Source organism: Nostoc sp. FACHB-190, assembly GCF_014696905.1.
Lineage (GTDB): Bacteria > Cyanobacteriota > Cyanobacteriia > Cyanobacteriales > Nostocaceae > Nostoc_B.
On the sequence record NZ_JACJQW010000011.1, the window covers coordinates 99,842 to 122,583 of the forward strand.

21 protein-coding genes are annotated in these 22,742 nt (G+C 41.9%); 17 read left to right on the forward strand and 4 right to left on the reverse strand.

The window, feature by feature from the left end; all coding sequences use genetic code 11:
• Window positions 1-376: 376 nt before the first annotated feature.
• On the reverse strand, window positions 377-715 hold the full coding sequence (locus tag H6G28_RS14645) for a hypothetical protein (protein WP_190594998.1): 339 nt from the start codon (window positions 713-715) through the stop codon (window positions 377-379).
• A gap of 357 nt (window positions 716-1,072) precedes the next feature.
• Between H6G28_RS14645 and H6G28_RS14650 the strand changes: the two genes are divergently transcribed.
• The 3 genes from H6G28_RS14650 (at window position 1,073) to H6G28_RS14660 (ending at window position 4,799) form a co-directional block, all read left to right on the forward strand.
• Entirely contained in the window at window positions 1,073-1,750 is a 678-nt protein-coding gene (locus H6G28_RS14650; RefSeq protein WP_190671630.1) for an SDR family oxidoreductase, read from the forward strand.
• Window positions 1,751-1,903: 153 nt separating this feature from the next.
• Window positions 1,904-3,943 carry a magnesium chelatase ATPase subunit D gene (gene bchD, locus H6G28_RS14655; protein ID WP_190671632.1) on the forward strand — a complete coding sequence of 680 codons (2,040 nt, stop codon included), beginning with the start codon at window positions 1,904-1,906 and terminating at the stop codon, window positions 3,941-3,943.
• A gap of 277 nt (window positions 3,944-4,220) precedes the next feature.
• A complete protein-coding gene (locus tag H6G28_RS14660) occupies window positions 4,221-4,799 on the forward strand; it encodes a Uma2 family endonuclease (RefSeq protein WP_190671634.1) in 579 nt (192 codons plus the stop codon).
• 339 nt (window positions 4,800-5,138) lie between these two features.
• Here H6G28_RS14660 and H6G28_RS14665 read toward each other — a convergent pair whose 3' ends face one another.
• Window positions 5,139-5,924, reverse strand: a complete 786-nt coding sequence (locus H6G28_RS14665) for an RNA polymerase sigma factor SigF (protein WP_190594994.1) — start codon at window positions 5,922-5,924, stop codon at window positions 5,139-5,141.
• Window positions 5,925-6,549: 625 nt separating this feature from the next.
• Between H6G28_RS14665 and H6G28_RS14670 the strand changes: the two genes are divergently transcribed.
• From H6G28_RS14670 to H6G28_RS14700, 7 genes are all read left to right on the forward strand, one after another.
• Window positions 6,550-7,278, forward strand: coding sequence for a Bax inhibitor-1/YccA family protein (locus tag H6G28_RS14670; protein WP_190671636.1), 729 nt, complete (start codon window positions 6,550-6,552; stop codon window positions 7,276-7,278).
• Window positions 7,279-7,478: 200 nt separating this feature from the next.
• Window positions 7,479-8,601 (forward strand): peptide chain release factor 2 gene (gene prfB, locus H6G28_RS14675; protein WP_190594992.1). Its coding sequence is split into 2 segments (ribosomal slippage): window positions 7,479-7,550 and window positions 7,552-8,601, totalling 1,122 coding nucleotides; the frame shifts between segments, so codons are not numbered across the junction.
• Window positions 8,602-8,887: 286 nt separating this feature from the next.
• Complete coding sequence (locus H6G28_RS14680; RefSeq protein WP_083468722.1) at window positions 8,888-9,043, forward strand: DUF3285 domain-containing protein; 156 nt, start codon at window positions 8,888-8,890, stop codon at window positions 9,041-9,043.
• A gap of 40 nt (window positions 9,044-9,083) precedes the next feature.
• Entirely contained in the window at window positions 9,084-9,593 is a 510-nt protein-coding gene (ybeY, locus tag H6G28_RS14685; RefSeq protein ID WP_190594991.1) for an rRNA maturation RNase YbeY, read from the forward strand.
• A gap of 139 nt (window positions 9,594-9,732) precedes the next feature.
• Window positions 9,733-10,185, forward strand: a complete 453-nt coding sequence (locus H6G28_RS14690; RefSeq protein WP_190594990.1) for a diacylglycerol kinase family protein — start codon at window positions 9,733-9,735, stop codon at window positions 10,183-10,185.
• Between the two features lie 106 nt (window positions 10,186-10,291).
• Complete coding sequence (locus H6G28_RS14695; protein ID WP_190671638.1) at window positions 10,292-10,891, forward strand: anthranilate synthase component II; 600 nt, start codon at window positions 10,292-10,294, stop codon at window positions 10,889-10,891.
• Between the two features lie 3 nt (window positions 10,892-10,894).
• A complete protein-coding gene (locus H6G28_RS14700) occupies window positions 10,895-11,662 on the forward strand; it encodes an MBL fold metallo-hydrolase (RefSeq protein WP_190671640.1) in 768 nt (255 codons plus the stop codon).
• A 1-nt stretch (window position 11,663) separates the two neighbouring features.
• Here H6G28_RS14700 and H6G28_RS14705 read toward each other — a convergent pair whose 3' ends face one another.
• Window positions 11,664-12,248: a YdeI/OmpD-associated family protein gene (locus tag H6G28_RS14705; RefSeq protein WP_190594987.1), complete on the reverse strand. Its 585-nt coding sequence runs from the start codon at window positions 12,246-12,248 to the stop codon at window positions 11,664-11,666.
• Between the two features lie 101 nt (window positions 12,249-12,349).
• Between H6G28_RS14705 and H6G28_RS14710 the strand changes: the two genes are divergently transcribed.
• The gene (locus H6G28_RS14710) at window positions 12,350-13,861 is read left to right on the forward strand and encodes a hydroxysqualene dehydroxylase (protein WP_190671642.1); all 1,512 of its coding nucleotides are present in this window, start codon (window positions 12,350-12,352) and stop codon (window positions 13,859-13,861) included.
• A gap of 58 nt (window positions 13,862-13,919) precedes the next feature.
• On the forward strand, window positions 13,920-14,720 hold the full coding sequence (locus H6G28_RS14715) for a carbonic anhydrase (protein WP_190594985.1): 801 nt from the start codon (window positions 13,920-13,922) through the stop codon (window positions 14,718-14,720).
• Window positions 14,721-15,389: 669 nt separating this feature from the next.
• Here H6G28_RS14715 and nagA read toward each other — a convergent pair.
• Entirely contained in the window at window positions 15,390-16,559 is a 1,170-nt protein-coding gene (gene nagA, locus H6G28_RS14720; RefSeq protein ID WP_190594570.1) for an N-acetylglucosamine-6-phosphate deacetylase, read from the reverse strand.
• 98 nt (window positions 16,560-16,657) lie between these two features.
• On the opposite strand from nagA, the gene purE reads away from it, so the two are divergent.
• The 5 genes from purE to H6G28_RS14745 all read left to right on the forward strand — a co-directional run bounded on the left by purE (window position 16,658) and on the right by H6G28_RS14745 (window position 22,718).
• Window positions 16,658-17,176, forward strand: a complete 519-nt coding sequence (gene purE, locus H6G28_RS14725; protein WP_190671644.1) for a 5-(carboxyamino)imidazole ribonucleotide mutase — start codon at window positions 16,658-16,660, stop codon at window positions 17,174-17,176.
• Between the two features lie 851 nt (window positions 17,177-18,027).
• Window positions 18,028-19,620: an ammonium transporter gene (locus tag H6G28_RS14730; protein WP_190671645.1), complete on the forward strand. Its 1,593-nt coding sequence runs from the start codon at window positions 18,028-18,030 to the stop codon at window positions 19,618-19,620.
• Window positions 19,621-19,741: 121 nt separating this feature from the next.
• Window positions 19,742-20,065 (forward strand): YnfA family protein, encoded by a 324-nt coding sequence (locus H6G28_RS14735; protein ID WP_190594591.1) that lies wholly within the window; start codon window positions 19,742-19,744, stop codon window positions 20,063-20,065.
• Window positions 20,066-20,356: 291 nt separating this feature from the next.
• Window positions 20,357-21,775: an ammonium transporter gene (locus H6G28_RS14740; RefSeq protein ID WP_190671647.1), complete on the forward strand. Its 1,419-nt coding sequence runs from the start codon at window positions 20,357-20,359 to the stop codon at window positions 21,773-21,775.
• Window positions 21,776-21,899: 124 nt separating this feature from the next.
• Window positions 21,900-22,718 carry an SGNH/GDSL hydrolase family protein gene (locus H6G28_RS14745; protein WP_190594574.1) on the forward strand — a complete coding sequence of 273 codons (819 nt, stop codon included), beginning with the start codon at window positions 21,900-21,902 and terminating at the stop codon, window positions 22,716-22,718.
• Window positions 22,719-22,742: the final 24 nt, after the last annotated feature.

Below are 22,742 nucleotides of genomic sequence, written 5' to 3' on the forward strand. Positions count from 1 at the left end.
CAAATCTCAGCATAATGATCTAATTGATACCACCTTGGGATCAGCAAGCTTCTTTGAGATTTTGCAAAAAGACTTTTAGTCAAAACTTGCTCCTAAAATCTCAAATCGGTATTGGGTATGAGTTAGATAGAGTTCTATGATGTCCAATAATTCTATCGGAACTAGAGAAGAAGATACTGTTTTCTAGAAACAGTAATCTTAACCAAGACTAGTATGATTTAAGCAGAACTCGCAGGTTATTGGCAGAGTTTTGGGCATTTTGGTTGATGATAGCTATTTTTACTAAATTAGAGAGATTATGCTCTAAAAGTGGCAGAAATATTTTCCACAATTGTGTATACTAACAAACTGCAAAAAGGCTTGAGACAATAGGAGTTTAGGAAACAGAATGATGATTGCGATCGCTGGTTTCTAGCTGTTTAATTTTCATCTGTAAATCAAATTCTTCATGACTGACTATTGTTTCTAAATTGGCTATTCTTTGCTCTAATAGTTCTAATTGCTGTGGTTGCAAAGCACCAGCAGGCGATTTTTTCTCATCATTCCGCCAAATAGCGATCGTTCCGGCTGTAGCACTCCCAAGAGCAGCTAAAGGTAACAACGCTCCACTTCTCGTCACAGCCGAAAGCGGAATACAAACTGTTAAAATACACACTGTGATTCCCCAAATTCTCGTGGTAGATATTACTCTGATATCTTGCGATGTGTTGGTCATCTGTCGTTCTCTATATAGAGTTACTTGCTAGAATCGCACGATCGCCAGCAAAAATACCTCCTACGATGGGATTAAGTAAAAATACTCTACTGCATTTTAAGTATTAAAAATAACTCCAATATAAAAGTAGGTTGGGTGGAGCGATAGCGAAATCCAACAAGATGAAGATATAGCAGTCCTATTTGATGTGTGAATAACGGAGATAGGGGAGACAAGGGGGACAAGGAAGACAAGGTAGAGATGTTTGTCAATCATTGAGGATACATACTGAGTTGCGGTTTCATCTCAGCCTCAAGAATGTTCACAATTTGATACAATCCCTGGAGCAGAAGTAATTTAGTAGTTCCGCAATTCGTTATGACAAGTGAATCATATATTTTTCTGGCTGGGGCAAGTCGTGGTGTTGGCAGAGAAATCGCCAACTGTTTAACAGCACAACAACTCAAAGTCAAAGCACTGTTGAGAACTGAAACGGCTGCGACTGAATTACAAGCAACGGGTGTGAAGACAATTTTGGGTGATGCGATGAATGTTAGTGATGTGGAAGCAGCTATGCTCACTAATGAACCCATCCACACTGTTATTAGTACTATTGGCGGTTTACCGACAGATACAGAAAAACCAGATTACCCAGCGAATAAAAATCTCATTGATGCAGCCATCAAAGCCAAAGTCCAAAAATTTATTTTAGTGACTTCCATTGGGACTGGTAATAGTGTTGGCGCATTATCTCCCCAAGCATTGGCGGCGCTGCAATCAGTTTTAGTCGAAAAAGACAAAGCTGAACAATATTTAATTGCCAGTGGACTCACATATACTATTATTCGTCCTGGTGGATTGAAAACAGAACCAGCCACGGGTAATGGCGTTTTAACTGAAGATACAAGCATTGTTGGCAGTATCCATCGTGCGGATGTGGCGCAATGGGTATGTCGTTGTTTAAATAACAATCGCACCAATAATAAAATTTTGTCAGCAGTAGACAAAAATATGCTATTCGGACAAATAGAATTTGCCCCATTTAGTTTAGATTAGGGAATCGGCAAGATAGCGCCAGAAATTGATATGCTAAAAACCGAGACCAGTGAAGCAAAGCAGAAATAATATTAGAAAATCTTACCTCCTGCCTCCTGCCTTACTTCGGCTACGCTCAGTAACCTCCTGCCTTCATAATCATTTTTGCAAACAATGCCTGCGCCTACTATCACTCCAACGATCGCCTCTTTTCCCTTGACTGCCGTAGTCGGTCAAGAAGCGATAAAATTAGCCTTGCTGTTAGCAGCAGTCGATCCTGGTTTGGGAGGAGTGGCGATCGCAGGTCGTCGCGGTACGGCAAAATCTGTCATGGCGCGTGCTATTCACGCCTTACTCCCGCCAATTGAAGTTGTTCCTGATTCGATTAGCAACTGTGATCCCACCCGCCCCGAAGAATGGGACGATTTACTGTTAGCCGAATACGCCGAGAAAGATATTCAGGATATCCCTACACAAATTATTCCTGCGCCCTTTGTCCAGATTCCTCTCGGTGTTACAGAAGACCGACTTTTAGGTTCTGTAGATGTGGAACAATCGGTGAAGCAAGGGGATACAGTTTTTCAGCCTGGGTTACTCGCCTCTGCTAACCGGGGTGTGCTGTATGTAGACGAAATCAATTTATTAGATGACCAAATTTCCAATCAACTTTTAACAGTATTATCTGAAGGTCGCAACCAAATTGAGCGCGAAGGTATTAGTGTTCAACATCCTTGCAGAGCATTATTTATTGCTACCTACAACCCCGAAGAAGGCGCATTACGGGAACATTTACTGGATAGAATTGCGATCGCCCTCTCGGCTGATGGTGTACTCGGTTTAGATCAACGAGTAGAAGCAGTAGAACAAGCGATCGCGTTTTCCAAATCTCCCCAAGAATTTCTTCAGCAGTACAGCGAAGACCTCGACGGACTGAAAACCCAAATTATCCTGGCGCGGGAATGGTTAAAGGAAGTCACCATCACCCACGACCAAATCGCTTACTTAGTTAATGAAGCCATTCGCGGTGGTGTCCAAGGACACCGCGCTGAATTATTTGCAGTGCGCGTCGCCAAAGCCGCCGCCGCCTTAGAAGGACGCACCACCGTTAACGCCGATGATTTACGTCGCGCTGTTGAGTTAGTAATTGTACCAAGGGCAACTGTAGTCCAAACACCACCACCCGACCAACCACCGCCACCTCCTCCCCCACCACCACCACAAAACCAAGACGAGTCAGAACAAGACCAACAAGAGGAAGAGGAAGACAAAGAAGAAGACCAACCCGAAGAACCAGAAAACCAAGAACCACCAAGCATCCCCGAAGAATTTATCTTTGACCCAGAAGGTGTAATTCTGGATGAAAGCGTGCTGTATTTTGCCCAAATGTCCCAACGTCAAGGTAAATCTGGAAGTCGCAGCTTAATTTTCTCCGAAGACCGGGGACGTTACGTCAAACCGATGTTACCCAAAGGCAAAGTCCGGCGCATCGCCGTAGATGCTACCCTGCGAGCTGCTGCACCTTATCAAAAAGCACGGCGTGAGCGACAACCAAACAGAAAAGTAATTGTTGAGCAAGGTGATATTCGCTCAAAACGCTTGGTTCGCAAAGCCGGGGCATTGGTAGTATTTGTAGTAGATGCTTCTGGCTCGATGGCTTTGAACCGGATGCAGTCAGCTAAGGGTGCAGTTATGCAACTGTTAACTGAGGCTTACCAAAACCGTGACCAAGTAGCCTTGATTCCTTTCCGGGGAGAACAGGCGGAAGTGTTATTACCCCCAACACGTTCTATCGCTTTAGCAAAAAACCGTTTAGAAAGATTACCTTGTGGTGGCGGTTCACCCTTGGCGCATGGTTTGACCCAAGCTGTACGTGTTGGTTTGAACGCCCAGATGAGTGGCGATATTGGGCAAGTTGTAGTGGTAGCCATCACTGATGGCCGGGGTAATATTCCGTTAGGGCGTTCTTTAGGCGAACCCCAGGAACCAGGAGAAAAACCGGATATTAAAGGCGAGTTATTAGAAATTGCTGGCAGATTTCGGGCTTTGGGAATGCAACTATTGGTAATTGATACGGAAAGTAAGTTTGTTTCCACCGGCTTTGCCAAAGAATTAGCCCAAACAGCCGGCGGTAAATATTATCATTTGCCGAAAGCCACAGATAAAGCCATTGCCGCCATGACCAGAGGTGCGATCGCTGATCTAAAATCACGGTAGTTAGTCAATGATCAATGGTCATTGATCACTCCCCATCTAACCTGCCGTGTACATACAAGTCAAAAATTTGTAGTATGAAAGCCTATCCCGCCTTGAACTAAAGTTCCAGGCTCATAGCCAAAGTCCACAAAGCGTGGACTGGAATAAATTTCTAGTTGAGTCCTCTTCAGAGGACTTGTGCTGTAAGACTCGGAATTAATTCCGAGGCGGGATAGATGCACTCAACCCAGATTTGTGTATACACCGCAGCCATTTAAACTCAGCACTTTTTAAACCTATGGTTCAGTCTTCTAATCAAAGCCTAACTGTGGAAGAGTTTCTCGCACTTCCTGAAGGTGATGTTACATACGAACTTATTGATGGTCAAGCTGTTCCGAAATATAAAAATGATGAAATGTCACCAAAATTTTTTCATGGTGCGACGACTGGCGCTTTATTTATAATATTGTCTATATGGGCAGAAAAAAAAGGGCGAGTAGTAGTTGAGTGGGCAATCAAATTAACCCGAAATCAACAAGATTGGATACCTATACCTGATTTGACATATATTTCTTACAACCGCCTTGCTGCTGATTGGTTGCAAGATGAAGCTTGTCCGGTTGCGCCCGAATTAGTGATTGAAATTATCTCACCCGGACAAACTTTTGGAGACATGGCCGAAAAAGCCACAGATTATCTCAACGCAGGTGTTTCGCGTGTTTGGGTAGTCGATACAAAAGCCAGAACTATCACTGTATTTGTCCCAGCTTCCTTACCTATCACATACCGCCATCATCAATTAATTACTGATGACTTGTTCCCAGAGTTGGAAATTAGCCCTAACGTTATCTTTCAACGTGCAGGCTTAAATTCCTAAAATTTATTTGAATAGATGAAATTCTTTTGAGAGACTGCACCCTGATTTATATGCCCATGACAACTACTACTAAACATCTAGAGTAATATCGTGTTTCCTCATCTGCATTTATCCTCTTCAATTGGCGGTTAAATCTATATGGCTGTACTTCACCAGTTTAGGGATAGCGATAAGTGGTTGGGCAAGATTAAATTTATGTGTTGAGATAGAGAATATTTAACAGGAAAACAATGTTATTAATTAATCTTGTCTAAGTACTTAAATCCAGAACTTGGTTTATTAGTTAGAAGCGATCGGAGTTATAGAGTTTTCCTGTCAGTAATTTGGTAGTAGCAAACATCAAGACCCTGAAGCTACAGCTTGAGGCTGCAAATAATTAATCAAATCATTAATGCCCTTTTGCAGATACCGTGTCACGGTCATTGGACTAGTACCAATGTTTTTAGCGGCATCTTTGCGTGAAAGTTCTTTTAAGAAGACCATTTCTACTGCCATCCGGGGTTTATCTTCTAGCATATTAATTGCCCCTTGGAGTTGTTGGCGTTCTTCTTCTTGTTGCTGCATCACCGCAGAACGAGGACAAGGTAATGCTTCACCTAAAGTAATTTGACAATCAACATAGTGAACTGCTGTCGCATCCAAACTCAAAGGCATCCGATTTTGGGCAGCTAACTTTGTCTCTTGCCATTCTTGTACAGAAACCTTCAGTATCTTAGCAATTTCTGAATCTTTGGGAGGACGACCTAAAGATAATGCTAATTCTTTGCGAATTTTTTGGCCTTCATTGTACAATTCTTGCCAACGACGAGGAATTTTTAACAGTGTACTGCGATCGCGCAAGAAATGTAGCATCTCGCCACGAATATATGGTACAGCAAAGGAACTAAACGCATATCCTTGACTGGGATCAAAACGCTCAATTGCTCTAATTAAACCAAAATAACCGATTTGCTCTAAATCTTCATAAGGTTCATTACATTGATGGCTAAATTTATGAGCCATCTTTCGCACTAAGCCAGTATGTAACTGTACAAGTTGATTACGAAGTTTAATTGAGGGGTTCTGGTGGTATAAGTGTAATAACTCTATCCCATCAATTCGCATAGAAGACTCAATTGCTGCCATATCAATTCCTTTGTATTAACTCCTTTTCCTAGAAAAACGGAGTTGCGTATATAGTTCTTCAAAGCTGTAATTATTTTCCTTAGACCACGCTGATTAAACCATCGTCGTTCCACTGAACTTAATTCGGCTCTATCTCTGGTATTCAGTGTTTTTACGCATGATTTTCCTAACTCAGTTGTTGCAGGTGATTAGTGTTTTATCTATGAACTTGCTGAGTTAATTAATATTTATTTTTTGTAGCAAACCTAGATATTTTTGTAGTTAAATGCTGGACTTATCCAGAAATATTTAGCCATAGTCGGCAATATCCCAAAAATCAGCAGTTGAAATTTTTGATTTAACTATATTTCTCCTGAAAAATAAAAATATTGCAAAATATTAAAATTAATATTTATCTCACAAATTGTTGATTACAAAAACTAATGAAATTCCTCAAACCTAACCACAGCTAAGTTTGTAAACTGAAGTCTCATCAACAATTGCTTCCGGATTCTGAATTTCGACGGCTGAATTATTTTGTAACAATGATGCAGGCTAAGGTTAAGCACAAAATCCCCTAGCTGATAAATGAAAATCTTGGTAAGAATAGGAATATACAGAACTTTTTTGCGCGAAAAACTCAAGTATGAGCAATACAAGTAACTTTCGTGAAGCTATCCGAGACGCTAGAACCCAAGCCCTCATCGGCCCCAATGTCATCGCCAATGCCTTACCTTACGTTGGTGGTGGTCTTGTTCTAACTGCCTTGGGAACCTACGGTGGTTTAGGCGTTATCCGTACTAACCCTGAAATTTTCTTCCCGACCTTTATTGGTGCGGTAATTTTAGAATTAATTCTGTTCTTCGTTGCCCAAAATGTTGCGGAAAAAGGCAATAAGGGTATTGCCCTGCCTTTATTGGCAACCTATAGCCTTTTGTCGGGTTATACTCTCAGTGGTTTAGTATTTGTCGCTTTAAGAACCCAAGGTGTTGGTATTCAAGGCATCGGGTTAGCCGCCCTTGGTTGCGGTGTCACCTTTATTGTTGCCCGTCAAGTTGGTTCAAATTTGTCTGAACAAGACGGAATGGCTTTGACAAAAACCATCAGTCTCGGTGTTATCGCCTTGATTGTGGTTTGTGCAGTCCAATTTCTCTTTGCTTTGTTTGGTGTTTATACCCCAACTTGGCTAGAAATTGGTATTTCTGGTTTAGGCGTATTTTTGTTTGTGGGCGTATCAGTTGTAGACTTCTATATTCTGCCCCGTACTTACCGCAACGACCAATACCTGCCTGCGGCTTTGTCGATGTATTTGACTTACATCAACTTGTTTGTCTTTATCTTACGGTTGCTGATTGCCCTCAATGGTCGTGATTAAGTAACGATAAATAGAAAAATTTAATAAATTTTTAACCGTGGTGCAAAATTACTAGCCACGGTTTTTTCATTGCTGTGCAATGTAAATATTTGGTCACAGCAAGAGAATTTGCTCAACTGCCGCTAAAATCAAAAAAACAAATAAAATCTCAAGAGCAAACTTAGGAAATCTATCCAAGTAGCTCTAAATTAGCAAGCACTATGGAAGTCTTAGAACTCAAACGCGAAATCGAAACGTTGTCTAGCCGCCTGGGTAAAACTCAGGACTATCTTTGACGTACCTGCACTGACAGCGAAAATTCACGACTTAGAACAAATTTCAGCACAGCCAGAATTTTGGGAAAATCAATCGGAAGCCCAAAAAACCCTGCAAGAACTTAACGAACTCAAATCCCACTTGGATACTTACAACCAGTGGCGAGCCAGTTTAGAAGATACTAAAGCAGTGGTGGAACTGTTGGAGTTAGAAACCGACGAGTCTCTACTGCAAGAAGCGGAATCTACTATCACTAAGCTCAACCGTGACCTTGACCAGTGGGAGTTACAACAGCTACTTTCTGGCCCTTACGATGCGGAAGGGGCAGTGTTGACAATTAACGCTGGTGCGGGGGGTACAGATGCTCAAGATTGGGCATTTATGCTACTGCGGATGTACACCCGTTGGGCAGAAGCACATGGTTATAAAGTAGCACTCAGTGAAGAATCTGAGGGTGATGAAGCGGGGATTAAATCAGCAACTTTAGAAATTACTGGGCGTTATGCCTATGGCTATCTGCGGTCAGAAACAGGTACACATCGCTTAGTGCGGATTTCACCTTTTAATGCCAATGGCAAACGGCAAACTAGTTTTGCTGGGGTGGAAGTCATGCCCCAAATAGATAATTCTGTGCAGTTGGATATTCCAGAAAAAGATTTGGAAGTTACCACATCCAGGGCTGGTGGTAAAGGTGGACAGAACGTTAACAAAGTAGAAACGGCAGTCCGAATTGTGCATTTACCCACTGGTCTGGCTGTGCGCTGTACAGAAGAGCGATCGCAGCTGCAAAATAAAGAAAAAGCCCTCGCCCGTCTCAAAGCCAAGCTGTTAGTTATCGCCCGTGAACAAAAGGCGCAAGAAATTGCCCAAATTCGTGGTGATATGGTGGAAGCTTCCTGGGGTAATCAAATTCGCAACTACGTATTTCATCCTTACCAGATGGTAAAGGATTTGCGTACCAATTCCGAAACAACTGCGATCGCTGATGTGATGAACGGCGACCTCGATATGTTCATCCAAGCCTACCTGCGGCAAGAAAATCAGCTAGTCGATAGTAGTTCTGGTTAATGAACTGTTGGGGGTAAGGGTGAAAGGGTGCAGGGGTGTAAGCACATATCTTGCAACCTAACCCCAATGAATGGAATTCGTAGCTACACAAACTAAGTCCTCGGACTAGCACAATCAATGGTTTGTAACCCGCGTAAGCGGGTTTTGTTTGTGTAGCCGCGACTTCAGTCGCTGGGTGCAATATATTGCACCCTGACACCTAGTCAACCGAAAATAGACAAAATGGCAAGAGAAATGTAAGGAAACTGTTACATTTATATATAAAAGAGTTGGTTACGAAATTATTATGAGTGACTCTCCCTCAACGGAACCCCAACCAAGCTACGTCAAACTTGCGATGCGGAATATGGTACGCAAGGGCGGTACTTCCATAAAACATTTTTTGTTATCGACTGTGGGGCTATTAGCTGTTTTAATTGGTCTTGCTTACCTGACCCGTTAAAGGCCAAGCAAAATCCTGCATTGCTGAGGAGTGTTTGTACTTGGTACAAGTTGAACTAAATTTACAAGATATTTTTTCTGATTCTTCCCCCGAATTGGCTGTCAATGTTGAGGCGGAAACTTGGGAGAATTGGTTTCATCGCTGGTTAGAAAATCTTCAATCTGATTTACCGCCAGCACCAAGCTATGAAATAGGGCTGCGTTTAACAGACGATGCAGAAATTCAATCATTAAATGCTCAATATCGACATCAAGATAAACCTACAGATGTGTTAGCCTTCGCTGCATTAGAAACGGATTTTCCAGACTATGCGGAAATGGAGGATGAACCTGTGTATTTAGGTGATATTGTGATTTCGGTAACTACCGCCCAACGCCAAGCCCAACAACAAGGGCATAGTTTATTAACTGAGTTAACTTGGTTAGCCGCGCATGGGCTGTTACACCTTTTGGGCTGGGATCATCCTGATGATGAGAGTTTAATGCAAATGCTAAAGCAGCAGGTAATATTACTGGAGACAGTGGGTATTGATATTGACATAGAATATTAAAGTTTTTATGTCTGTCGATGTTAATTTTTAGGCATCCTTTTATAATACTCGTGTAGAAAATTGCCGAAAAGTTGATTGGATGAGTACAATCAGCAAAAATTCCCAGTTGACCTCAACATATTGTTCTATTTTTTAGCTTATGTCCCAACAAGTTTCTCCTCCACCGCCAAACAAGTTATCATCACTGATCACTAAGGAAAGGGAATTTTCGTGGCAAGTTGCTGCTAATTTATTTGTGAGCTTTAAGTATGCTTGGGCTGGTATTACTTACAGTTTTCAGACTCAACGCAATTTTCGGATTCATGTGAGTTTTTGTGCTTTGGCGATCGCATTAAGCATATTCTTGCATTTGTCACCTGTGGAAATCGCTGTCATTGGGATTACTAGCGGCTTAGTTCTCGCACTCGAACTACTCAACACTGCGATCGAATCTTTGGTAGATTTAACAGTCAAGCAGACCTACCACGAATTAGCCAAAGTAGCTAAAGACTGTGCGGCGGGTGCGGTGCTTGTTTCTGCTTTAGTCGCTATCTTAGTAGCTTGTACCTTATTGCTACCGCCATTAATCATATTAATTATGTCCAAGTTTTAAGTTTAGATATTAGTCAAACTTATCCATAAAAATTTCTCAACCTTGAATGACATAATTACTGACGCTGACGGCTAGAATCTGGTAATGATCACCAGGAGTCTAGGCCGTGATTGTAGTCATTGATAATTACGACAGTTTTACATACAATTTGGTGCAGTATTTAGGAGAACTAGCAGCAGAGTTTCCCATAGCATCAGACATTCAAGTTTTTCGCAACGATAAAATTACCATCGTAGAAATCCAAGATTTACAACCCGACCTTGTGGTAATTTCACCTGGGCCTGGCCGCCCAGAAGATGCGGGTATATCGCTGGATTTGATTGAAAAACTCGGACCAAGCTTGCCAATTTTAGGTGTGTGCTTGGGGCATCAAAGTATTGGTCAAGTATTTGGTGGTAAAATCGTCTCTGCTCCAGAGTTAATGCACGGCAAAACTTCCCAGGTAACACACACTGATGTGGGAGTTTTTCAAGGAATAGAAAATCCGATGACCGCCACCAGATATCATAGTTTGGTGATTGACCGCGAAACTTGCCCCGAAGTGTTAGAAATCACGGCTTGGGTTGAAGATGGCACAATTATGGGAGTGCGCCATCGGAACTATCCTCACATCCAAGGAGTCCAGTTTCACCCAGAAAGTGTGCTAACTTCTTCAGGAAAACAGTTATTGCGAAACTTTCTGGAACAATTACCGACGAGAGAGTGATTAATGAAACGGCGACAATTGATGGGCTATGCTGGGGCGGGGTTAGTCACAGCTTTAGTTTCTACTTTAGGTTCTCACTCTGAAGCTGACGCACAGTCTGGCGGTTTATCAGTTCAGTGGTTGGGTCATACTTGCTTTCTAATTTCTGGTGGCGGAGTAAAAATTCTTGCCAATCCCTTCCGCACAGTTGGTTGTACTGCTGGTTATCGTGCGCCAAAAGTGAGTGCAAACTTGGTCTTAATTAGCAGTCAATTATTAGACGAAGGCGCAGTAGAAGATTTACCAGGGAATCCTAAACTAGTATACGAAGCTGGCGTTTATGATTTTCAGGGGATAAAATTTCAAGGAATTTCCACAGATCACGATCGCAAAGGTGGAAGACAATTCGGCAAAAATACCGCCTGGAGTTGGCAACAAGCAGGAATTAATATCTTACATCTAGGCGGAATTGCTGCACCCATTACCCTTGAACAAAAAATTCTCATGGGTCGTCCTGATGTGGTGTTTATTCCTGTAGGCGGTAGTGCGAAAGCTTATAATGCCGAGGAAGCTAAACAAGCAATAGAGGTGTTAAATCCCAAAGTGGTAATTCCGACTCACTACCGCACCCAAGCTGCTGATGCAAATGCTTGTGACATATCACCTTTGGATGAATTTCTCAATTTGGTGCAAGGGATCACCGTCCGCCGTAGCAACAGTGACACCATTACCATCACTCCTGGCAAGTTACCAGAAGATAAGGTGATTCAAGTTTTAAGCTACAAATTTTAAACTAACGGCTCAATGGATTTCTGTTTTGCGTGGCTGAAGTTACGGTTTGCTCAATTCTCTTTAACCTAGTTTCTGGACGTTTGGCATTTTCAATCCAAAAAAGAATGTTTTTCTTGGTGGAATTACTAAAGGCTGCAAAATTGAGGTTAGCCCAAGAGTTGGCTGCTAAAGCTTGTTGCAAATCTAGAGGAATGATTAATGCTTCGATCGCATCTAAAGAAGTCCATGAGCCATCTTCTTTCGCATCAGCAATTTTAGCCAGACCAAATTCTGTCATTAAACCTGCTGCAATTAACTCTTCAATGTATTGCTTATTTAATTTTGACCAAACGCTTTTGGGTTTGCGTGGTGTAAAAATTTGCTGATAGCGGTTTTCATCTAAAGATTTAACTTTACTATCAATCCACCCAAAACATAAAGCTTCTTGAACTGCTTCGCTATATCTGACGCTGGGTTGACCACTTTTGACTTTGTAATAAACTAACCAGATACCAGGGGAAGTGAGATGATTTTTGCCTAACCACTCCCGCCATTGGTTGCGATCGCTGGCATAAATAAATTCTAGTTGTTCCTCAAATTTTGGCATCATCAAAAATCGGTGATTAGCTGAATTAATCTTCTCTTCCCTCTCCCTCTGAACGCAAGTTCGTATACATTATTGATGGGCTGCAACAATTGGAGAGCAAAATGGTAGAAGCGTCACAACAAAAAAATGTAGTAGTCGTGGGTGCGGGTTGGGCTGGTTTAGGCGCAACCTACCATTTAGCCAAGCAAGGATACAATGTGACACTTCTGGAAGCAGGCCCCTATCCTGGCGGACTTGTTGCAGGTTGGAAAACTCCTGGGGGGAAATCTGTAGAAGCTGGGATTCATGGTTTTTGGTATCCTTACAAAAATATTTTTGCCCTAATCAACGAATTAGATATTAACCCCTTCACTACCTGGACTCGTTCTGCTCAATATTCACCCGCCGGCTTAGAAGTAGAATCACCCATTTTTCAAGAATTACCCCAACTACCCGCACCTCTTGGCACATTTCTCTATACGCACTTTCAGCGATTGCCATTAATTGACCGTCTCAGCGCCTTACCTTTACTGTATGCTGTGGTTGATTTTGATAATTCCGATGCAGCTTGGCGGCGTTATGATTCTGTTACCGCGCGGGAATTGTTCAAAGATTTTGGTGTATCTGCTAGACTTTATCGTGATGCCTTTGAGCCGATGTTGTTAGTAGGCTTATTCGCCCCTGGTGAACAATGTTCTGCCGCCGCCACATTAGGAATGCTTTATTATTTTATTTTGGCGCATCAGCCGAATTTTGATGTGGTTTGGTGTCGCGGAACTGTAGGCGAAAAAATCTTCCGTCCTTGGGTAGAAAAAATTGAAAAAGCTGGCGGTAAAGTATTCGCAAAACATCGTGTAACTGACTTAATTATTGATGAGCAAAATCGCGCCACTGGTGTAGTTTGTGGTGATGAAGTATTTAACGCTGATGCGGTAATTTTTGCGGTTGGGGTAACTGGAATGAAGAAAATTGTTTCTTCTAGTCCTAGTTTGCAAAACCGAGAAGAGTTTCGGAATCTGAATAATTTAGGTGCAATTGATGTTTTAGCAACACGCTTATGGTTTGACCGGAAAATTGATATTCCCCGTCCTTCTAATGCTTGCTTTGGTTTTGATGCAACTACTGGATGGACATTTTTTGATTTGAATGCTTTACATGATGAATATCACGATGAACCAGGAACGGTAATTGAAGCAGATTTTTATCATGCTAATCAGTTTATTGGTTTGAGTGATGAAGAAATAATTCCAATTGTGCAGAATTATTTAGCAACTTGTGTACCTGGATTCAAACAAGCGAAAGTAATTGATAGCAGTGTAATTCGCTTACCAAATGCGGTCACGCACTTTGCACCGGGTAGTTATCGTTATATGTTGCCAGCTAGGACAAGTTTTGCCAATGTATTCATGAGTGGTGATTGGATTATTAACCGTCACGGTTCATGGTCGCAAGAAAAAGCTTATGTTACAGGTTTAGAAGCGGCGAATTTTGTGATGTCTTATTTAGGGGAGGGTCAATCTGCTGAAATTTTACCTGTACATGAAGATGAAGTACATATTAAAATTGGGCGATCGCTCAACGAAACTGTACGTAATGTAAGTAAGTCTATCTTGCCTAATTTCTGGCTACCCTAGCAATTGGCTAAGTACTAAAAATTAATCAACGCTGTTAATCCCACATCCAAAAATTGGTATGAGTAAGATTTTCAACAGACGGCGGCTACTACAATTAATGGGGATGACTGCTGTGGGAACTTCTGTTTCTAGTTGTTTAACTTCCCCAGCAGCAGCCGCAACAAATTGGGGATATATCGGCAAACAAGGGCCAGAATATTGGGGTAAACTTTCACCAGATTTTCAACTTTGTTATACAGGTAAAAGACAAACACCAATTAATTTACAATTTGATAGTGTTAAAAGTCTTGCTAAAAATAATCAAGATTTATTAATAGTTAAATATCAGCCAACACCCTTAAGTTTAATTAATAACGGTAAAACGATTCAAATTAATTATCAACCAGGAAGTTATATAGAAAGCGATCGCCAAGTTTATCAGCTGCTTCAGTTCCATTTCCACCACCCCAGCGAACACCACCTCAATGGCGCAGAATACAATATGGAACTGCATTTCGTTCACCGCAGTCAAGCAGGTAATTTAGCAGTGGTTGGCGTATTCTTAAAAGCCGGAGAGTTTCACCCCCATCTGCAAAAAATTTGGGATGCTGTACCCCAAACCCAGGGAAAGGAAAATCAGCTAAAAGATACCATCATCAACGCTGCTGAACTTTTACCAACAGAACGCAGATTTCTCACTTATTCTGGTTCTCTTACAACTCCACCCTGTTCCGAAAATGTGTCATGGTACATCATGGAAACTCCCGTTGAGGTATCCAGTGAACAGATAGCTAAATTTTCCCAGTTATTTCCCCATAATGCACGTCCAATTCAGCCGTTAAACCAGCGCATAGTTTTTGAGAGTTCTGATCAAGCTTGATTGCTGAGTTGAAAAAATATTGTGCGATCGCGTTTTTGATTCCCAGTCGGGTTGCGATGAATTTTGATTCTGATTCAGCAGGAAATTTGATGTATTCTGCTTTGGAGTGATTAACACTCAAAGTTTTTGGTTAATGCTGAAAAACCTGCCAAAATGGCAACCTGACTCTAATTAACTACGCTAAATTTATAAAAGATAAACGACTTCAAGGGTTTTGTTATCAGGGTCTACCTAGCAAATGAAACACCGATTTTACTGTTGATTGCTATATATATTTAATAGCAAATCATAGATAATTAATTTGTAAAATATAGATGAATAAATCAGGCTTCACATTTGCTGCAACCAGGGTTAAAAATGTATAGATATTGCCATTTTCGCACAACTTAGCCCCCTAAATAAAACGGCAATGTTCATACATTATCCTGGACGCTACAGCAGCAAATGTTGAGTGGGAGAATGAGGCGATTGGTATGCCTCCTCCCACTCTTTTTTTATGGGAGTATGTCGGGGCAAGTCAATTCAATCAAGCTGTGAATATAGCAGTCCTAGTTGATATGTGAACAACAAAGACAAGGGAGATAAGGGAGACAAGGAAGAGAGATGCTGATAAATCATTTAGGAGCGGCTTTCATGTGCTTTCTTAAATGTTTAACAGCTTGCCTCTATCTATAATCGCTGCCAAGTGAGTTCTTTGGTAGTTTTATCCCAATGCCAGCGTAATAAATCAGCAGGTTGCCCTGATGAAATTACAGGCAAATTCATGGCTTTTCTGGGGGCATTAGTAGCTAAAGCGATCGCTCTTTCGACATCACAAATTCCCCATTTCAACAGGTTTTGTACTCCCACGAATAACGGCAAAGTCGTGCCTGTCAATGTGCCATCTAGTAACCGGGCTGTACCGTTTTTAACTTCAATGTGGCGACTATCCCAAGGATATATCCCATCAGGTAGCCCCAGAGGTGCTAGGGCATCACTGACTAAGAATAGTTCTTGAGTCGCCCGCAAGAGAATTTTTAGCATTGTCGGCGTGACATGCTGCCCATCGGCAATCAAACCACACATAACATTGGGATTGGTAATGGCGGCCCCCAATAATCCCGGTTCGCGGTGATGTAAAGGTGGCATGGCGTTAAAAGCATGAGTTACCATCGTTGCACCCAAATCAAAGGCTTGTTGGGCTTGGTCGGCAGTTGCCTGGGAATGTCCTAAACTGACGGTGATATCCAAAGAACGCAAATATGCTATGACTTCACTGCCAGGATCTAATTCTGGTGCTAGGGTGATAATTTTGACAATTGAGGCATAATCCCCTAATACCCGTTTGACTTCCTCAATTGTCAGAGGTAAGAGATATTCGGCTGGATGTGCGCCACGCTTACCATAATTTAAAAATGGCCCTTCTAGATGTACACCGAGAATTTTCGCCCCAGTTGTGGAATGAGCAGCGAAATCAGCAATAATAGCCAGCGATCGCTGAATATTTTCGATGGCAGTAGTGACTAATGTTGGTACATAAGCATCGACACCAGCATCCCACAAATATTGCGAAATTTTTGGCAACATTGCCGCGTTTTCTGGTGTTAGTTCGGTAAACGCCAAGCCTAGCGCCCCATTAATCTGTAAATCAACACCGCCTAATGAAATCCAATCACCAGCTACATCCAATATTTGTAAATCAGGTGGTGGAACTCGTTTGAATACCGTACCCATTGGCAAGATTTGTTCAATCACACCTTCGTGATTCACTAAGAGCATCTGTAAATCTTGATAACCAGGTACACGCGCATTGATAATATCTACATTTGAAGCGATGGGTTTGTGTGTTGCTTGGGTCATCACCTTGGACTGAAAGTAGCTAAGTCTAAGTCTGACACGATTCTAAATCTCGCAATCAGCCTTTAATCGAAAATCCAAAATCCAAAATCAAAAATTCTATGTCTCCCCTTGTCGGTATTATCATGGGCAGCGACTCTGATTTGCCCACTATGAAAGATGCGATCGCAGTTTGCACAGAATTTGGTATAGAAACAGAAGTGGCGATAGTTTCTGCCCATCGTACCCCAGAACGGATGGTGCAGTATGCCCAAACCGCCCATGAACGGGGTCTTAAGGTAATTATCGCCGGTGCTGGTGGTGCAGCCCATCTCCCTGGTATGGTAGCTTCTCTTACAGCTTTACCAGTAATTGGCGTACCTGTGGCTACCCGCAATTTGCAAGGCGTTGATTCTTTATATTCTATTGTCCAAATGCCAGCAGGTATCCCAGTGGCGACAGTCGCCATTGGGAATGCCAAGAATGCTGGGCTATTAGCTGTACAAATTTTGGCTACTCACCAACCAGATTTATTCGCCAAAGTACAGCAATACCGCCAATCTCTATCGGAATTGGTGATGAACAAGCAAGCAAAATTAACACAGCTAGGTTATGAACAATATCTCAAAGAAGAACTTTAACCGCAGATCAAAATAGGCAGGGAGTAAGCCCGAATTTCTCACGTATGGGTAGCGGGTGTGGGAAGTGTGGGGGTGTGGGAAGTGTGGGGGGTGTGGGGAGTCTGGGCGGGGCTTTTTACATAAGTTTCGCTACGCTCCACACTTTAGGGAAAGGGCTTGCTCCCCCTACCTCTTCAGTGATGATTATCACGTCACTGAGTAAGTAACAATCAATTAATTTTTTTTATAAAAATTTAATATTATTTGAAAATTTTCTTGATCAAAGAGGATCAATCCATTCCCTGTAAAGGATGTGGTTTTTACTTTTATTATTTTTAGCGTAGTAAAAAACACAATCTTGAAAAAACAGTATCTAAATATACAGAATTGCAGTTTTGATAAATAGAAAATCAGTCAAATTTATTTGTGAGTTCACCAATGTTTAGAACAAGTAGCGTTTGCCGAATTTCTGTTATGTGATTTTGGATAACTTGACATTAGTATAGTCACCATTATCTGAGTGTATTATGCAAATGATGTGTTAATGTGGGCATATTCTCTAGCCAGCATTGTGTTGACAATTGCCAGCAATTAACCACGTCAAACAAGACAATTCAAGATTAAAGATTAGGTGAAGAATACTTGACGGTTGCGGATAATACATAATAATTTCTTAAGGATAACAGCAAAAAATATTTACAACGAGTTTAGGAATTTTTCTAAACTTATGTTTGGGTTGTTTGGCTTTCTAGCGTGGAAATAAGTGGTTTAAAGGTTCAAATCAAAAACCACTGCTTTTGACTGAGAGTATTAGTTTTTTTGCTCTAGATGTTTTTCCTTTTAGGAAGGTTTGGAGGGTGAGGTTCAAACTCATGCAAAGACAAAAATCAAAAACAAAAATCAGGCGATCATCGGCCAGAAATTACGCTAAAAGCACAGGATTTAACTCAAAAGTCAAGCAGTTAAATTTAGCAATTAAGCGATTGTCTCCCAGTTGGCGGGCTTGTTTACCTTTGGCTTGTTTAATTGTTTTGGGATGGAGTTATGTAGCGGTTGCTCAAACTCCAGCGCCTGCGGGGCCAACAACAGCAGATTTAAAAATTGCACTTGATACATTATGGGTGGCGATCGCTGCCTTTTTAGTATTCTTTATGAACGCCGGTTTTGGAATGTTAGAAACCGGGTTTTGCCGTCAGAAAAACGCCGTTAACGTTCTTGCCAAAAACTTAATTGTTTTTGCCTTATCGACCGTAGCATTTTGGGCGATCGGGTTTGGTTTAATGTTTGGCAATGGCAATGACTTTATCGGACTTAGTGGCTTGTTCTTAGCAGGTGTAGATAACAGCCCTGCTACTGGCGATGCTTATCAAGGAGTATTTAGCGCCCTGAGTTGGGCAGGCGTTCCTCTAGCTGCCAAGTTCTTATTCCAGCTAGTGTTTGCTGGAACCGCAGCCACAATTGTGTCTGGTGCTGTCGCAGAACGGATTAAGTTTGTTGACTTCTTAGTTTTCAGCTTATTACTTGTCGGTATTGCCTACCCCATTACTGGACACTGGATTTGGGGCGCTGGCTGGCTGGCAGATGTGGGTTTTTGGGATTTTGCTGGTTCTACTGTCGTTCACTCCGTTGGTGGTTGGGCTGCATTGATGGGAGCGGCCTTTCTTGGCCCACGCATCGGGAAATATCAAGATAAGCAAGTTGTGGCTCTGCCTGGCCACAATATGAGTATTGCTACTTTGGGTTGCTTAATTCTGTGGTTGGGCTGGTTTGGTTTCAACCCTGGTTCGGTGATGGCGGCTGACCCGAATGCAATTACTCACATTGCTTTGACAACCAACATGGCGGGTGCAGTTGGTGGAATTGCTGCCACAATTACCGCTTGGGTGTATTTGGGTAAACCAGACTTATCCATGATTATTAACGGAATTTTGGCTGGTTTGGTGGGTATTACCGCATCTTGTGCTTACGTCAGCATTCCTAGTTCCATAGTTATTGGCTTGATTGCTGGTATTGTAGTGGTTTTCGCTGTACCATTTTTTGACAAAATTGGTATTGACGACCCAGTTGGTGCTACCTCAGTTCACTTGGTTTGTGGTGTTTGGGGAACTCTGTGCGTTGGTTTATTTTCTGTCGGCCCTGGTGTTTACTCTTGGTATGGTGAAGGTCTTGGCCCTGCTAAGGGTTTATTTCTCGGTGGTGGCATAGGACAGTTTATTACTCAGTTCTTAGGTGCGGCCGCAGTAGGGGGAATGACTGTTCTTGTTAGCAGCATCTTCTGGTTAGTGCTGAAAGCAACTTTAGGCATTAGAGTCACCAGAGAAGAAGAATTAGAAGGCTTAGATATCGGTGAACACGGTATGGAAGCTTACAGTGGATTCCTCAAAGAAGCTAGTCCTAGTGGTTTTTCGGAAGGGACAAGTTCTGGAGAAATTTCATCAGGTGGTGATTTACCAAGTACTCTGTAAGTCTCTACATCTTATTGCTGACTAATATCCGCCCATAACTTTTTAGTGGGCGGTTTTTTTATTCAATATGAGTTAACAGGTGAGAGGTTACAGATTAACTTTAATATTTGAGTTTTTGATGATGATGAAATCTCTAATATATTTTGTCTGGACTGGTTTATTTGAACTAAGCGGCTGTTATCTCATCTGGTTGTGGTTAAGACAAGGCCAGTCGTTTTGGTTAGGAATTTTAGGTGGAATTACTTTAGTTTTGTACGGTGTAATTTCTACTTTTCAACCTGCAAATTTTGGTCGAGTTTATGCGGCTTATGGTGGTGTGTTTATTTTTATGGCAATGCTTTGGGGTTGGCGAGTAGATAAAGTTACACCCGATACTTATGACCTGATTGGTACTTGTGTCGCATTACTTAGTGTTCTAATTATCATGTTCGCACCTCGGAACTAAGTGCAATTTCTCTTGTGAATTTCTCACTGATTATGTGGTGAAGATGCTAACTCAAACTACAGCGTTTTTAAAACCCTTACAGAAATAAGGTGACTCGAAGAATAATATAAAAATTTTATAGATACACATTAATTAATATCTGAACAACTATCACAAGGATTATATTTTTGTTAATCTTTTAAAAATCAATACTGTTGGGTATCTTTCACGACAAAAACCAATGATAAAAAAGCATGAAATGTAATTAAGTATACAAAAAAATTGACTGATGTGAGAAAGGGACAGAAACAAGTGTTCAAGAAAGTTTTGACGATCGCGGCTGTTTCTATATTTCTGTTAGCATGGCCGCTCATAGGTAGTGCTTACGCCCAAACATCAGCAGCCACACCACCTGCGGCTGATACAGGAGATACAGCTTTTATGCTGGTATCATCTGCACTGGTTTTGTTGATGACACCAGGATTAGCGTTTTTTTACGGTGGATTTGTGCGATCGCGCAATATCCTCAACACCTTAATGATGAGCTTTGTGTTGATGGCAATTGTAGGTGTTACCTGGGTTTTGTGGGGCTATAGCTTGGCATTTGCACCAGGAAACGCGATTATCGGTGGTTTACAATGGCTGGGGTTAAATGGTGTCGGGCTAGAAACAACAAATTATCTCCAAGGTTCCGAACCACAAGAAGTAGTTTCTTATGCTCCGACAATTCCCCATCAGGCATACATGATTTATCAAGCCATGTTTGCCATTATCACCCCAGCCTTGATTTCTGGTGCGATCGCGGAACGGATGAGTTTCCGCGCTTACAGTTTGTTTGTCTTACTTTGGTCAACCTTTATTTATAGCCCCCTGGCTCACATGGTTTGGGCTAAAGGTGGATTTCTCGGCTTATACGGTGGTTTAGGCGCTCTTGACTTTGCTGGTGGTACAGTCGTTCACATTAGTTCTGGTGTATCGGCCTTAGTCGCTGCAATTGTTCTCGGCCCCCGCAAAACTCACCCCGACCGCCTCAGCCCGCCTCACAACGTACCTTTTATTTTATTAGGTGCTGGCTTGCTGTGGTTTGGTTGGTTTGGGTTCAATGCTGGTAGTGCTTTATCTATTGCTAGTGGAACTTCTGGTGATGTAGCGACAAACGTAGCAACTACAGCCTTTGTCGCTACTAATACCTCTGCTGCTGCGGGTGCGTTGATGTGGCTGCTTTTAGAAGCATTTCTCCGGGGTAAACCCACAGCCGTAGGTGCAGCCACAGGTGCAGTTGCAGGTCTGGTTGGTATTACTCCCGCCGCCGGATTTGTTACTCCGTTAGCTGCGATTTTAATTGGTTTTATTACTGCTACTGTATGCTTCTATGCCGTCAGTTTCAAACATAAACTCCAAGTTGACGATGCCTTAGATACTTATCCTGTACATGGTGTAGGTGGTACAGTCGGAGCAATCTTAACCGCTATTTTTGCCACAAGCCAGGTTAATTCCGCAGGTAAAGATGGTGTACTCAAAGGTAACTTTGGTGAACTAGGAGTAGAACTAGTAGCAATTGTAGTTGCTTATGCGATCGCCGCAGTTGGTACATTTATTATTCTCAAAGTAATCGATGCTACCATTGGTTTGCGTGTTAAAGAAGAAACGGAAATTCAAGGTTTGGATATCAACGAACACGGTGAGGAAGGTTACAACTCTGAATTTGGTGGGGATAGACCTATTTCTTAATTCCCCAACAGTTTGCTCATCTCCGCAGATAGTGGTCAATGTAAAAGCAATTACTAAATATAGTGTGACTTTTGCGAACTAGCGGATAAAATTTGAGTCAAATTATTGGCAAATTTCGCTAGTCGTGACCACTTCTGCAAAAACCTTCCCCACTTGGGCATTGTTATCGTTGGCAACCAACGGCATACTGATGTTGGCGGTCATCCTGCTAATTTTGCAAAAGCAGAGATTGACCGCCGTTTTTGGTGGTTCGCCGTCACAGCAAACAATCAATACATCCCAAACTGTCGCACCAGAGTTAGGCCGTCATCATCAACTTAATTACCAACAGTGGTTAGATATTCTTAAACAAGAAGCTCAAGCTGCTACTGAAAAAAATCCTGAGCATTTAAGTATCTTGGTGGGAGACTCTATCAGCCTCTGGTTCCCCACAGAATTATTACCAGAAAATCGATATTGGCTAAATCAAGCAGTTTCTGGCGAAAACAGTACAGGACTCTTAAAAAGATTAGATATATTTGATAGCACTAAACCAGAGGTGATTTTTGTCATGATTGGCATTAATGACCTCATTCGGGGAGAAAGTGATGAAGTGATTTTAGAGAATCTGCGGCAAATTATCAGATACCTCCGCAAAACTCATCCCACAGCCAAAATAGTTGTTCAGTCGATTTTGCCACATGGCGCAGAAGAAGCCACCTGGGAAGGACGAGACAAACTTTTAACTATTCCTAATAGTCGCATTCGCTTATTAAATGAACAATTACAACGTATAGCCACTAGACGTAAGGCAAAATATCTCGATTTATATTCCTTATTTGCTAATCAACAAGGTAATCTCCGCCCGGAACTTTCCACAGATGGTTTACATCTCAGTCCTGCCGGCTATCTGGTTTGGCGGACTGCATTGCAGATTTATACTACATCGGGGAGTGGAGAGTAGGGAGTGGGGAGTGGGGGAAAATTT

What these genes read in the sequence shown, in the direction of transcription:
- H6G28_RS14645 (WP_190594998.1), bottom strand. Translation starts at nt 715, where the DNA reads ATGACCAACACATCGCAAGATATCAGAGTAATATCTACCACGAGAATT.
- H6G28_RS14650 (WP_190671630.1), top strand. Translation starts at nt 1,073, where the DNA reads ATGACAAGTGAATCATATATTTTTCTGGCTGGGGCAAGTCGTGGTGTT.
- bchD (WP_190671632.1), top strand. Translation starts at nt 1,904, where the DNA reads ATGCCTGCGCCTACTATCACTCCAACGATCGCCTCTTTTCCCTTGACT.
- H6G28_RS14660 (WP_190671634.1), top strand. Translation starts at nt 4,221, where the DNA reads ATGGTTCAGTCTTCTAATCAAAGCCTAACTGTGGAAGAGTTTCTCGCA.
- H6G28_RS14665 (WP_190594994.1), bottom strand. Translation starts at nt 5,924, where the DNA reads ATGGCAGCAATTGAGTCTTCTATGCGAATTGATGGGATAGAGTTATTA.
- H6G28_RS14670 (WP_190671636.1), top strand. Translation starts at nt 6,550, where the DNA reads ATGAGCAATACAAGTAACTTTCGTGAAGCTATCCGAGACGCTAGAACC.
- H6G28_RS14680 (WP_083468722.1), top strand. Translation starts at nt 8,888, where the DNA reads ATGAGTGACTCTCCCTCAACGGAACCCCAACCAAGCTACGTCAAACTT.
- H6G28_RS14690 (WP_190594990.1), top strand. Translation starts at nt 9,733, where the DNA reads ATGTCCCAACAAGTTTCTCCTCCACCGCCAAACAAGTTATCATCACTG.
- H6G28_RS14700 (WP_190671640.1), top strand. Translation starts at nt 10,895, where the DNA reads ATGAAACGGCGACAATTGATGGGCTATGCTGGGGCGGGGTTAGTCACA.
- H6G28_RS14705 (WP_190594987.1), bottom strand. Translation starts at nt 12,248, where the DNA reads ATGCCAAAATTTGAGGAACAACTAGAATTTATTTATGCCAGCGATCGC.
- H6G28_RS14710 (WP_190671642.1), top strand. Translation starts at nt 12,350, where the DNA reads ATGGTAGAAGCGTCACAACAAAAAAATGTAGTAGTCGTGGGTGCGGGT.
- H6G28_RS14715 (WP_190594985.1), top strand. Translation starts at nt 13,920, where the DNA reads ATGAGTAAGATTTTCAACAGACGGCGGCTACTACAATTAATGGGGATG.
- nagA (WP_190594570.1), bottom strand. Translation starts at nt 16,559, where the DNA reads ATGACCCAAGCAACACACAAACCCATCGCTTCAAATGTAGATATTATC.
- purE (WP_190671644.1), top strand. Translation starts at nt 16,658, where the DNA reads ATGTCTCCCCTTGTCGGTATTATCATGGGCAGCGACTCTGATTTGCCC.
- H6G28_RS14730 (WP_190671645.1), top strand. Translation starts at nt 18,028, where the DNA reads ATGCAAAGACAAAAATCAAAAACAAAAATCAGGCGATCATCGGCCAGA.
- H6G28_RS14735 (WP_190594591.1), top strand. Translation starts at nt 19,742, where the DNA reads ATGATGAAATCTCTAATATATTTTGTCTGGACTGGTTTATTTGAACTA.